The following is a 12,702-nucleotide window of genomic DNA, read 5'->3' on the forward strand; positions in this document are numbered from 1 at the left end:
ACGCAGGACAAGGCCGCGGGCCAGAAATCTTAAGCGGCACGCGGCGCACAGGCGCCGCGTTCCCCTTTGGTGAGCATCGCTTTCAGAGTCAGCCCACATGCCGCAATTTTTCATTGATCGACCAATTTTTGCCTGGGTAGTTGCCCTGTTCATCTTGCTGGCCGGGGTGTTGGCCATTCCGAACATGCCGGTGGCGCAGTACCCGGACGTGGCCCCGCCGGCCATCACCATCACCGCCACGTACCCGGGCGCGTCCGCCAAGGAAGTGGCGGAATCAGTCACCAGCATCATCGAAGACAAGCTCAACGGTGCCAAGGGCCTGATCTACTACGAGTCGGTCAGCGATTCGTACGGCACCGCCACCATCACCGCCACCTTCGCCCCGGGCACCAACCCCGACCTGGCGCAGGTTGACGTGCAAAACCGCGTATCGAACGTGATTGCGCAGTTGCCGTCGGCCGTGCAGCAGCAGGGCCTGCAATACGAGCAGACCAGTACCGGCTTCCTGATGATCGTGACGCTATCGTCCAACGACGGTTCGCTGGATCAGACGGCGCTGGCCGACTACATCACGCGCAACGTGCAGAACCCGGTGTCGCGGGTGGCCGGCGTGGGCCAGTTCCAGCTGTTCGCCGCGCCGCGCGCCATGCGTATCTGGGTGGACCCCAACAAGCTGGTGGGCTTCAACCTGAGCATGAACGACGTCAATCAGGCGATTGCCGCGCAGAACGTGCTGATCTCAGGTGGCAGCATCGGGTCGCCGCCCAACCCGGAATCGCAACGCATCACGGCCACCGTCACGGCCAACGGGCAGCTGAGCACGGTGGAAGGCTTCGGCAAGATTGTGCTGCGCGCCAATACCGATGGCTCCAAGGTGCTGCTGCGTGACGTCGCGCGCGTGGAAGTGGGCGCCGACAACTACCAGTTCGGTGCTCGCCTGAACGGCAAGCCCACCGCTGCCTTCGCCATTGTGCTGTCGCCGGACGCCAACGCGCTGGCCACGGCCCAGGGCGTGCGCCAGCAGATGGAAGAGCTGTCCAAGTACTTCCCGGGCAACATCCAGTACGCCATCCCCTACGACACCGCGCCTTACGTCAAGGTGTCGATCGAGCAGGTGCTGCATACCCTGGTCGAAGCCATGGTGCTGGTGTTCCTGGTGATGTACCTGTTCCTGCAGAACGTGCGCTACACGCTGATTCCGGCGCTGGTGGTGCCGGTGGCCATGCTGGGCTCGTTCGCGGTGATGCTGGGGCTGGGTTTTTCCATCAACGTATTGACGATGTTCGCGATGGTGCTAGCCATCGGGATTCTGGTGGACGACGCCATTGTGGTGGTCGAAAACGTTGAACGCATCATGGCCACCGAAGGCCTGCCGCCCAAGGAAGCCACCAAGAAAGCCATGCCGCAGATCAGCGGCGCCATCATCGGCATCACGCTGGTGCTGGTCACGGTGTTCCTGCCGCTGGCCTTCATGAGCGGGTCCGTGGGCGTGATCTACCGGCAGTTCTCGGTGGCCATGGCCGTGTCGATCTTCTTCTCGGCCTTGCTGGCGCTGACCTTCACGCCGGCCTTGTGCGCCACCATTCTCAAGCCGGTGCCCAAGGGCCACCACAACGAGAAGAAGGGCTTTTTCGGCTGGTTCAACCGCAAGTTCGACGCCACCACGCACGGCTATCAGAACTGGGTGTCGCGCATCCTGCACAAGGGCGGCCGCATGATGCTGGCCTTCCTGGTGCTGGTGTTGCTGCTGGGCTGGTTGTACCTGCGCCTGCCGTCCTCGTTCCTGCCCGAAGAAGACCAGGGCTACGTGATCAGCAACATCGAGCTGCCCACGGGCGCCAGCGCCAACCGCACGGTTGAAGTGATCGAACAGGTCGAGGAATATTTCCGCAATGTCCCGGCCGTTGAGAACATCATCACCGTGCAGGGCTACAGCTTTAACGGTAACGGCCTGAACGCCGCTATCGCGTTCACCACCTTGAAAGACTTCAAGGACCGCAAGGACAAGCAGGACTCCGCGGGCGCCATCGCGTTCAATGCCTTCCAGAAGCAGTTGATGGGCATCCACGATGCGCAGGTGTTCACGCTGGTGCCGCCGGCTATTTCGTCGTTGGGTAACGCCACCGGCTTCGACCTGCGCTTGCAGGATCGTGGGTCGGGCGGGTCCGAGGCCTTGGCCGCGGCCACCGGCCAGCTGATGGGCATGGCAATGAAGAGCCCGGTGCTGTCGCAGGTGCGCATCACCGGTCTGGCGGCCGGTACGCAGCTGACGCTGAACGTTGACCGCGACAAGGCCGCGGCCTTGGGCGTGGACTTCAACGAAGCGGCGTCGTTGATCTCGACGGCGGTGGGTTCGGCTTACCTCAGCAAGTTCCCCAACATGGGCCGGATGCAGAACATCTGGGTCCAGGCGGACGCGCCGTATCGCATGCAGCTGTCCGACGTGTTGCAACTGAACGCGCGCAACGCCCAGGGCGGCATGGTGCCGCTGTCCACCTTCGTGTCGGCCGAGTGGGTGCAAGGGCCGGTGCAGGTGGTGCGCTACAACAGCTACGAATCCATGCGTATCGGCGGCAGCGCCGCGCCGGGTTACACCACCGGCCAGGCCATGGAAGAAATGCAGAACCTGGTCGCGCAGCTGCCGCAAGGCTTCGGCTACGAATGGACGGGCCTGTCCTACCAGGAACGGCAAGCGGGCAACCAGGCGCCGATCCTGATGGGCCTGTCGCTGTTGATCGTGTTCCTGGTGTTGGCCGCGCTGTATGAAAGCTGGGCCATCCCGCTGTCGGTCATGCTGGTGGTGCCGCTGGGCATGCTGGGCGCCGTGGCGCTGGTCAGCGCGCTGGGCATGTCCAACGACGTGTACTTCCAGGTGGGCATGGTGACCGTGATCGGCTTGGCGGCCAAGAACGCCATTCTGATCGTGGAGTTCGCCAAGGACCAGTACGCGCGGGGCATGGGGCTGTACGAATCCGCGGTGGAAGCGGCCCGATTGCGGTTCCGGCCCATTCTGATGACGTCGCTGGCGTTCATCCTGGGCGTGGTGCCGCTGGCCATGGCCACCGGCGCGGGCGCCGCCAGCCAGCGCGCGGTCGGCTTGGGCGTGCTGGGCGGCATGTTGGCCGCCACGCCGTTCGCCGTGATCTTCGTGCCGACCTTCTTCGTGGTGGTGCTGGGCCTGTTCAAGACCCGCCCGCGCCTGTTGGGCGCCGAATTGAAGGCCTGGGAAGAAGAGCAGGCGGCCAAGAAGGCAGCCGGCGACTCGCCCGACGCAGACGCGGGATACACCCCCGTTCAACCCAATGGTGGCCCGGAGGGCAAGGCATGAAAGCCCTGATGATCAAGCAATCCGCCTTGTCCGCCTTTGTGGCGGTGGCGTTGGCCGGCTGCTCGCTGGCGCCCGACTACCAGCGTCCCGATGCCCCGGTCACGGGCGCCTGGCCCGATCAGCCCAAGGTGCAATACGGCGGCTACAACAACCCCACGTCGTTGGGCACGCAGCCGGCCTCGGCCGTTGTGCCCGAGGCCGGCACGCCGGCCGCCGACCTGGGCTGGCGCGAATTCTTCCGCGATCCTCGCCTGCAAAGCCTGATTTCGCTGGCGCTGGTCAATAACCGCGACCTGCGCGTGGCCGTACAGCGCGTGGAAGAAGCGCGCGCCCAATACGGCGTTCAACGCGGGGCGCAATGGCCCAGCATCGGCGCCGGCATCCAGGGCCAGCGCCAGCATCTGCCGGCCAACATGCGCGCGGGCGGGCCGGATTCCAGTTCGATTTCCAGCTCGTACCAAGCCGGTATCGGCCTGACCACCTTCGAAATCGATCTGTTCGGCCGTTTGCGCAATCTGTCCGAAGCGGCGTATCAGCAGTACCTGTCGACCGAGCAAGCGCAGAAAACCGTACAGATCACGCTGGTCGGCTCCGTCGCGCAGTCGTATTTCAACTATCGCGCGGCCGAGGTCCAGCTGGATTTGACGCAACGCACGCTGGCCTCGCGCCAGGAATCCTATGACCTGGTCAAGCGCCGTTTCGACGGCGGCGTGGCCTCGGAACTGGATCTGAACCAGTCCAAGTCCTTGCTGGACACGGCGTCGTCCGACCTGGCGCAACTGGCGCGAGCCCGTGCGCAGGCCTTGAACGCCCTGGTGCTGCTGGTGGGCGCGCCACTGCCTGCCGACCTGCCGCCGGCCGCGCCGTTTGGCCGCGACCAGTTGCTGGCCACGGTGCCGTCCGGCCTGCCGTCCGATCTGCTGGAACGTCGCCCCGACATCCTGGCCGCCGAAAACCAGCTGCTATCCGCCAACGCCAACATCGGCGCAGCGCGCGCCGCGTTCTTTCCGACCATTTCGTTGACGGGGCTGTTGGGCGTTGCCAGCCCGTCGCTGGGCGATCTGTTCAAGGGCGGGCAGGGCTACTGGAGTTTCTCGCCGTCCATCACCACGCCGCTGTTCGCGGGCGGCAGCATCCGCGAAGGGCTGAACCTGGCCAAGGCGCGCGACAATATCGCCGTGGCGCAGTACGAGCAGACCATCCAGCAGGCGTTCCGGGAAGTGTCAGACGCGCTGGCGGGCGAAGCCACGTACGGGGCGCAGCTGGACGCGCAGCGCGCGTTGCAGGAATCGTCCTCGCGCACGCTTGAACTGTCGAATTTGCGCTATACCAATGGCATCGACAGCTACCTGCAAGTGCAGACCGCGCAGGTGGACTTCTTCAATGCCCAGCTTTCGCTGGTGCAAACCGGTTTGGCCGCGCTGATCAACCGTGTCGAGCTCTACAAGGCATTGGGCGGCGGCTGGGAAGAAACCACGAAAGAACCGACCAAAGTGACGACGACCGCTCAATGATAGAACTTGGTGTAAATATCGATCACGTTGCCACGTTGCGGCAACAACGCCATACGGTATACCCGGACCCGGTGGCCGCCGCGCTGCGCGCCGAAGACGCCGGCGCCGACCTCATCACGCTGCATCTGCGTGAAGACCGGCGCCATATCCAGGATGCGGATGTCTACGCCATCCGTCCGCAGTTGCGCACGCGCATGAACCTGGAATGCGCAATTACCGCCGAAATGCTGGAGATTGCCTGCGCCGTCAAACCCAACGACGTCTGCCTGGTGCCTGAAAAGCGCACCGAACTGACCACCGAAGGTGGCCTGGAAGTGGCCGGCGCCATGGACGCGGTGACGGATGCGGTGGGCTTGCTGACCCAGGCCGGCATCCGGGTGTCGCTGTTCATCGACGCAGACCCGGTGCAGATCGCGGCGGCGGCCAAGGCCGGCGCCACGGTGATCGAACTGCACACGGGCGCCTACGCCGAAGCCGAAGGCGAAGCCCGCGCGGCAGAATTGCAACGCATCCGCGTGGCGGTCACCGAAGGCTTGCGCCATGGCCTGCGCGTGAACGCCGGCCACGGCCTGCACCTGGGCAACGTCGCCCCGGTGGCGGCCATCGACGGTATTTCCGAGCTGAACATTGGCCACGCCATCGTGGCGCAGGCGGTGTTCGATGGCTGGGAAAAGGCCGTGCGCGATATGAAGGCGGTGATGGTGCAAGCCCGGCTCAAGGCCCTGCGCGGCCTGTGATCGCAGGCCGGACCGCAGGGATACGCACGACGCTTTTCCCCGCCGCTGTTTTTGCCGCTGTTTTTGCTGTTTTTGGTTGACGCCCATGTCTGAATCCCCCAAAGCCCCGTTGCCCGCAGGCGCCATCGCCGGCATCGGCATGGACTTGTTGCGCATCGACCGCATCGAACGCGCGCTGGAACGGCACGGCGACCGCTTTGCCGAAAAAATCCTGGGCGCCGAGGAATTGCTGAAATTCCACGCGCGCCGCGCCCGCGACCCGGTGCGCGGCATCCGCTTTCTGGCGACCCGCTTTGCCGCCAAGGAAGCGTTTTCCAAGGCGATCGGGCTGGGCATGCGCATGCCCATGACCTGGCGACGCGTGCAGACCTTGAACGCGCCGGGCGGGCGCCCGGTGCTGGTCATCGCCCCTGAATTGCTGGACTGGTATGGCCAGCGCTTCGGCGCCGCGCACGTATCCATTACCGACGAATCCGACATGGCCGCCGCCTACGTGGTGGTCGAACGCAAGCCGTAGGCGCGAGCCCGGCCCCGGCTTGCGCCGCGGCCCCGCGCCCGCCGCTTGCCCCACAGATATAAGGACAGCCTCATGGCCAAGAAAAAATCCAAGGTGGTCCTGCCTCCCGGCCCCGTGATGGTCGACGTGGCGGGCACCTCGCTTACCAAAGAAGAAAAGACGCGTCTGCGCCACCCGCTGGTGGGCGGCGTGATTCTGTTCGCCCGCAACTTCGAAAGCCGCAAGCAGCTGACCCGCCTGACGCGCCAGATCCACAAGGCCCGCAAGGAGCCGCTGCTGATCCTGGTGGACCACGAGGGTGGCCGCGTGCAGCGCTTCCGCGAAGACGGCTTCACCGTCTTGCCCGCCATGCGCGACCTGGGCACGCTATGGGACCGCGACCCCTTGCAGGCCATGCGCCTGGCCACGGAAGCCGGCTATGTGCTGGCCGCCGAGCTGCGCGCCTGCGGCGTGGACATGAGCTTCACCCCCGTACTGGACCTGGACTACGGCGTCAGCAAGGTGATCGGGAACCGCGCTTTCCATTCGGACCCGCGCGTGGTCACGATGCTGTCGCGCGCCCTGATCCAGGGCCTGTCGCTGGCCGGCATGTCCGCCTGCGGCAAGCATTTCCCAGGGCATGGTTATGTGCAAGCCGATTCGCACCACGAGATCCCCGTGGACCCGCGCAAGCTGGACGACATCCTCAATGACGACGCCGCCCCGTATGCGTGGCTGGGCGACGCCGTGCTGCCGTCCGTCATGCCCGCGCACGTGATCTACCCCAAGGTCGACAAGCACCCGGCCGGCTTTTCCAAAAAGTGGGTGCAGGACATCCTGCGCAAGCGCCTGGGCTATGACGGCGTGGTCTTCTCGGACGACCTGACGATGGAAGGCGCCTCGGTCGCAGGTGATATCCTGGCCCGTGCCAACGCCGCGCTCAACGCTGGTTGCGACATGGTGTTGGTGTGCAACCGCCCGGACCTGGCCGACGACCTGCTGTCGCGACTGACGTTCGAGCATGCGCCCGAATCGGTCGAACGCATCCGCCGCCTGATGCCGCGTTTTGATGCGCCCGACTGGGATACCTTGCAGGCCGAAAGCCGTTATCAGAATGCCCGACGACTTCAATCTCAAATCGTTCCTGGCTGACCTGCCGCATCTGCCGGGTGTCTACCGACACCTGGATGCGGCCGGTGAAGTCATGTATGTCGGCAAGGCGCGCGACCTGAAAAAGCGCGTCTCGTCGTATTTCCAGAAGAACCTGGCCAGCCCGCGCATCGCCCAGATGGTGGCGAAGGTGGCGCGGCTGGAGGTCACGGTGACGCGCTCGGAAGCCGAAGCGCTGATCCTGGAAAACAACCTCATCAAGAGCCTGAAGCCGCGTTACAACATCCTGTTTCGCGACGACAAGTCCTACCCGTACCTGTTGATCACCGGCCACGAATGGCCGCGCATTGCCTACTACCGGGGCGCGACGAACAAGCGCGGCCAGTACTTCGGGCCGTTCCCCAACGCCTGGGCCGTGCGCGAAACCATCCAGATCCTGCAAAAGGTGTTCCGCCTGCGCACCTGTGAAGACACCGTCTTCGCCAACCGCTCGCGGCCCTGTCTGCTGCATCAGATCGGGCGCTGTTCGGCGCCTTGCGTAGGCGCGATCGACGCCGAGGAATACCAGCGCGACGTGCAGCGCGCCGTGCGCTTTCTGAACGGCGAGGCCAAAGACGTCATGGGCGAAATCGAAACGCGCATGCAGCAGGCAGCGGGCGAGCTGCGCTTTGAAGAAGCCGCCGCCTTGCGCGACCAGATGGGTTCGCTGGCGCGCGTGCTGCATCAGCAGACCATGGAAAACACCAGCGGCGAAGACACCGACATCATTGCGGTGGCCGTGGCGGGCGGCAAGGTCTGCGTGAACCTGGCGATGGTGCGCGGCGGCCGCCACCTGGGCGACAAGCCGTTCTTTCCGACGCACGCCGAAGGCGAGGCCGCGCCGCAGGTGCTGGAGGCCTTCATCGCCCAGCACTACACCGACAACGCCATGCCGCCCGTGCTGGTCTGTTCGCACGCCTTGCCCGACCCGGAACTGATCAACTTGCTGATCGAGCAGGCCGGTGGGCGCCCGTCGCGCATGCTGACGCGGCCCCAGGGCGCGCGGCGATCCTGGCTGGAACAGGCGGGCAAGAATGCCGAGATGGCCCTGGCGCGCGCACTGACCGAATCTGGCGCTCGCGCCGGTCGCACACTGGCGCTGGCCGAGGCGCTGGACCTGGACACCGACGAGGCCGCGCTGGATGCGCTGCGCATTGAATGTTTCGACATCAGCCATACGGCGGGCGAGGCCACCCAGGCGTCCTGCGTGGTGTTCGAACACCACGACATGCAGCCGTCGCTATACCGCCGTTACAACATTGCCGGCATCACCCCGGGTGACGATTACGCGGCGATGCGCCAGGTGCTGACGCGCCGGTTCGCCAAGGTGGCCGACGGCGAAGCCCCGATGCCCGGGCTGGTGCTGATCGACGGCGGCAAGGGCCAGGTCGAAGTGGCGCGCAAGGTGTTCGCGGAATTGGGGCTGGATATCCAGACACTGGTGGGCGTGGCCAAAGGGGAAGGGCGCAAGGTCGGCCTGGAAACCCTGGTGTTTGCCGACGAGCGGCCGCCCGTGGCGCTGGGCGGTGAGTCCGCCGCGCTGATGCTGATCGCCCAGGTGCGCGACGAGGCGCACCGCTTTGCCATTACCGGCATGCGCGCGCGCCGCGCCAAGACGCGCAACGTGTCGCGGCTGGAAGAGATCGAGGGCGTGGGCGCCCGGCGGCGGCAGCGACTGCTGGCCCGGTTTGGCGGGTTTTCGGGGGTGGCGTCCGCCAGCATCGAGGACCTGGCGTCGGTGGACGGGATTTCGCAGGACCTGGCGGAACGCATCTACGAGGCGTTGCGTGGGTAGGGGCTCCCAACTCACGGCGAACCCCCGGCCATCCCACGGCCATCCCACGGCCAACCCACCGCGCCGATACAGCCAGCGTCATCCGGCTGATGTAGCATACGGACACTATGCCAATTAACGTACCCATTATCCTGACATGGCTGCGCATCGCCATGATTCCGCTGGTGGTCGGGCTGTTCTACCTGCCCGAGAGCTGGATGTCGGTTCCCACCCGCGACTCTTTTGCGGCGTGGGCGTTCATCATCGCGGCACTGACCGATTGGTTTGACGGCTGGCTGGCCCGGCGCTGGAACCAGACCTCGGCGTTCGGCGCCTTCCTGGACCCCGTCGCGGACAAGCTGATGGTGTGCGCCGCGCTGATCGTGCTGCTGGACCTGAGCCGTGTCGACGCGTTTATCTCGCTGATCATCATCGGCCGCGAAATCACCATTTCGGCCCTGCGTGAATGGATGGCGAAAATTGGCGCCAGCGCCAGCGTCGCGGTGCACCGGCTGGGCAAATTCAAGACGGCTGCGCAGATGGTGGCGATTCCGTGCCTGCTGTACAACCAGCCGATCTACGGCATGAATACCAAGCTGCTGGGCGATGTACTGATCATCGTTGCGGCGGTGCTGACAGTCTGGTCGATGCTGTACTACCTGCAACGCGCCTGGCCCGCCATCCGCGAAAAGGCGCTGTAGGCGTTGGCAGGCGTTGTGTACGGCGGGTCCGCCGTATCGGCCATATCGGCCATATCGGCCGTATGTGCTGTATGCGCCCGGTCCACCGGGCAGTATCCTGAATTTCAAATCGGCGGCCCGGCTCGCGACAGGACGGCCGCCGACATACTCAAAGAGCGATGGCCGGCACGATCCGGCCCGGCCCAGCCGCCGCATTCGCCATGAACACGACGTCCGGGTTCCCCGGCCGTTGCCGGAGACAACCCGCGCATGGCTTCGCCGCCTGCGCCACGCGCCGCTGCCGCGGCTTTTTGCAATGACCACCGCCACCCATATCCTTCCATCAGAAGCCGACGTTCGCCGGCGCGACTGGAAAACCATCTTGCTGATCGGCGTTGCGCACGCCGCCTCGCACTTCTTCCAACTGGTGTTGCCGCTGCTGAACGTGTCGCTGGCCACGGCCTTCGGCCTGGACTTCGCGCGCGTCGGCGCGCTGGTGGCCACGTTCTACGTCGTGTCGGGCGTGGGGCAGGCGTCGTCCGGCTTTGTCGTGGACCGCATCGGCGCACGGCCCGTGCTGTGGTTCGGCCTGGCGTGCTTCGTGCTCTCGGGCGTGTTGATCGGGTCGGCCAACGGCTACCCGATGTTGATGGCGGCGGCTATCGTCGGCGGTATCGGCAATTCCGTTTTCCACCCTGCCGATTACTCCATCATCAACCACCGCATCACGGCGTCGCGCCTGGGCCACGCGTTTTCGGCGCATGGGCTGACCGGCAATTTGGGCTGGGCCCTGACCCCGGTTTTCATGACCACGATCATTCTGCTGGCCGACTGGCGCGTGGCGGCCTACAGCGCCGCCGGGTTGGTGGCGGTGGTGCTGCTGTTGACCGTGCTGGGCGGCCACTTGCTGGGCGGCCCCTTGCCGCTAAGCGCCGACGCCATGGGCGACGACACCCGCAATACCAACACGGCGGCGTCCCCGGCCAAAGCCGCGGCCGCGCAGGCGCCCAAACCGCAAGAAGGCGTGCTGGCCACCTTGGCCACGTTGCTGTCCAAGCCGGCGCTGTGGGGCGCGTTCCTGTTCTTCGCCTGCACGTCGATTGCCCTGTCATCGGTGCAGAACTACACGATTCCGTTGCTGGATCAGCTGTATGGCTTGTCCAACGTGGTGGCCAGCTCGGCCCTGTCCGGCTACATGGTGGCCTCGGCCGTGGGCATGGCGGCGGGCGGCTTCCTGGTGTCGGCCAACCCGCGCACCGAGCGCACCGTGATGGTTGCGCTGCTCTTGGCGGGCTTGACGCTGGTGGTGCTGGCGCTGGGCTGGGTGCCCGCCGCGCTGGCCGCGCCGGTGGTGGGCCTGGCCGGCTTCTGCTCGGGCGTGGCCGCGCCGTCCCGCGACATGTTGATCCGCCGTGTAACGCCCAAGGGCTCGACCGGTTCGGTCTATGGGCTGGTGTATTCGGGCATGGACGTCGGGTCGGCGCTGGGGCCGCTGGCCTTCGGCATTTTGCTGGATGCCGGTTTCCGCCAGGGCCCGTGGGTGGGCGCGGGCGTGGCATTCACGGCGGCGGCGCTGCTGGCGCAATGGATCGCGGTGCAGGCGCGCCGCGCCGATCCCGTCATGGCGGGGGCGGCGGTCGCCCGGCCCTGAGCCGGCGCCACCGCTTTCAAGCCGAGGCCGTCATTACGCCGGCCTTTCTTGCAGCGCCGCGTGCAGCCCGGTATCGCCGCGCGGCTTGCCCGGCCCCAGCAGCAGCAAGCCGATCAGCCCGATGAAGACGCAAAACGCCACGTAGTACACCGGCACCATCAGGTCACCCGTACGTTGGATCAACGCGGTGTTGATAAAAGGCGCCAGGCCGCCGAACAGCATCACGGCCAGGTTGTACGACAGGGATACGCCCGTGGACCGCAGGTTCACCGGCAAGATCTCGGTCATCAGCGCGGGCGTCGGCCCCCACATCACGCCCATGCACGCCGCCGCCGCCAACTGTGCTTGCAGCAGGGTGGCGAACGACGGCTCTTGCAGCACGCGCGCCATCATGATCCAGGTGACGACGCCAAAGGCGAACGTGGCCGGCAGCATCAGGGCGCGGCGCGACAGGCGGTCGGACAGCGCGCCGGACAGCGGGCACAACACCAGCAGCAACACGGCGGCCAAGGCGCTGCTTAGCTGCGCGTCGCCCATCGTCAGGCCCAGCTCCGTGACGGCAAACAGGGGCAAGTAAAGCAGCATGACGTAATTGGACGCCGTGCCCGTGACCACAATGCAGAACGACCCGGTCAGTTCGCGCGGATAGCGCGAGAACAGCGTGCGCAGCGTGGTCTGCGTGGGCTTGACGCGCTGATCCTGAAACTTGCGGAATTCGGGCGTTTCGTCTACCTGGGTACGCAGGTAATAGCCGATGGGCCCGATCAGGATGCCGAACAGGAACGGCACGCGCCAACCCCAGCTTTCCAGGTCGGCGGTCGACAGGTTGGACGACAGCAGATAGACCACGCCCGCGCCGGCCGAGAACGCCAGCGCCTGCGAGCACATCTGAAAGCTGCCGTACAGGCCTCGCCGGTTGGGCGGCGCAAACTCCACCAGCATGGCGCTGGCGCTGGCATATTCGCCGCCCACCGAAAAGCCCTGGATCAGGCGCGCCACCAGCATCAGCACGCTGGCGGCCATGCCGATGGACGCGTAGGTGGGCAGCACGCCGATCATGGCGGTGCCGCCCGCCATCATCAGGATCATCAGCGACAGCGCGCGCCGCCGTCCGTGGCGGTCGGCGTACATGCCCAGCACCAGCCCGCCGATGGGTCGCACCGCAAAAGCCACGCCAAAGGTGGCCAGCCCCAGCAGCAGCGACGTCGCGTTGTCGCCCGTGGGGAAGTACAGCCGTGATATCACGGCGGCAAACATGCCGTAGATGGCGAAATCGAACCATTCGAAGGCGTTGCCCAGCACCGACGCAATGACCACGCGGCGGCGCATGGCGGCGGAAACTTGATAAGCGGGGGAAGACGGAGGCGTCATCA

At 65.8% G+C, this 12,702-nt stretch carries 9 protein-coding genes; 8 read left to right on the top strand and 1 reads right to left on the bottom strand.

Features of this window, described 5'->3' with window-relative positions:
• Positions 1–97 precede the first annotated feature (97 nt).
• The 8 genes from AC6LJY_RS25855 (at position 98) to AC6LJY_RS25890 (ending at position 11,329) form a co-directional block, all read left to right on the top strand.
• Complete coding sequence (locus AC6LJY_RS25855) at positions 98–3,328, top strand: multidrug efflux RND transporter permease subunit (protein WP_046805417.1); 3,231 nt, start codon at positions 98–100, stop codon at positions 3,326–3,328.
• Positions 3,325–4,842: an efflux transporter outer membrane subunit gene (locus AC6LJY_RS25860; protein ID WP_046805416.1), complete on the top strand. Its 1,518-nt coding sequence runs from the start codon at positions 3,325–3,327 to the stop codon at positions 4,840–4,842. The genes AC6LJY_RS25855 and AC6LJY_RS25860 overlap by 4 nt, the downstream gene beginning before the upstream one ends.
• A complete protein-coding gene (locus tag AC6LJY_RS25865) occupies positions 4,839–5,579 on the top strand; it encodes a pyridoxine 5'-phosphate synthase (protein ID WP_498137076.1) in 741 nt (246 codons plus the stop codon). Before AC6LJY_RS25860 ends, AC6LJY_RS25865 begins: the two co-directional genes overlap by 4 nt.
• An 85-nt stretch (positions 5,580–5,664) precedes the next feature.
• A complete protein-coding gene (gene acpS / locus AC6LJY_RS25870; RefSeq protein WP_046805459.1) occupies positions 5,665–6,096 on the top strand; it encodes a holo-ACP synthase in 432 nt (143 codons plus the stop codon).
• A 72-nt stretch (positions 6,097–6,168) separates the two neighbouring features.
• Positions 6,169–7,227 carry a beta-N-acetylhexosaminidase gene (gene nagZ, locus AC6LJY_RS25875; protein WP_104144311.1) on the top strand — a complete coding sequence of 353 codons (1,059 nt, stop codon included), beginning with the start codon at positions 6,169–6,171 and terminating at the stop codon, positions 7,225–7,227.
• Positions 7,190–9,019: an excinuclease ABC subunit UvrC gene (uvrC, locus tag AC6LJY_RS25880; RefSeq protein ID WP_046805413.1), complete on the top strand. Its 1,830-nt coding sequence runs from the start codon at positions 7,190–7,192 to the stop codon at positions 9,017–9,019. The genes nagZ and uvrC overlap by 38 nt, the downstream gene beginning before the upstream one ends.
• A 107-nt stretch (positions 9,020–9,126) precedes the next feature.
• Positions 9,127–9,699 (top strand): CDP-diacylglycerol--glycerol-3-phosphate 3-phosphatidyltransferase, encoded by a 573-nt coding sequence (gene pgsA / locus AC6LJY_RS25885; RefSeq protein WP_046805412.1) that lies wholly within the window; start codon positions 9,127–9,129, stop codon positions 9,697–9,699.
• A 295-nt stretch (positions 9,700–9,994) separates the two neighbouring features.
• On the top strand, positions 9,995–11,329 hold the full coding sequence (locus AC6LJY_RS25890) for an MFS transporter (RefSeq protein WP_498137077.1): 1,335 nt from the start codon (positions 9,995–9,997) through the stop codon (positions 11,327–11,329).
• Between the two features lie 33 nt (positions 11,330–11,362).
• Here AC6LJY_RS25890 and AC6LJY_RS25895 read toward each other — a convergent pair whose 3' ends face one another.
• The gene (locus tag AC6LJY_RS25895) at positions 11,363–12,700 is read right to left on the bottom strand and encodes an MFS transporter (RefSeq protein ID WP_052946036.1); all 1,338 of its coding nucleotides are present in this window, start codon (positions 12,698–12,700) and stop codon (positions 11,363–11,365) included.
• Positions 12,701–12,702: the final 2 nt, after the last annotated feature.

This window comes from Achromobacter sp. RT286_PF (assembly GCF_059760425.1).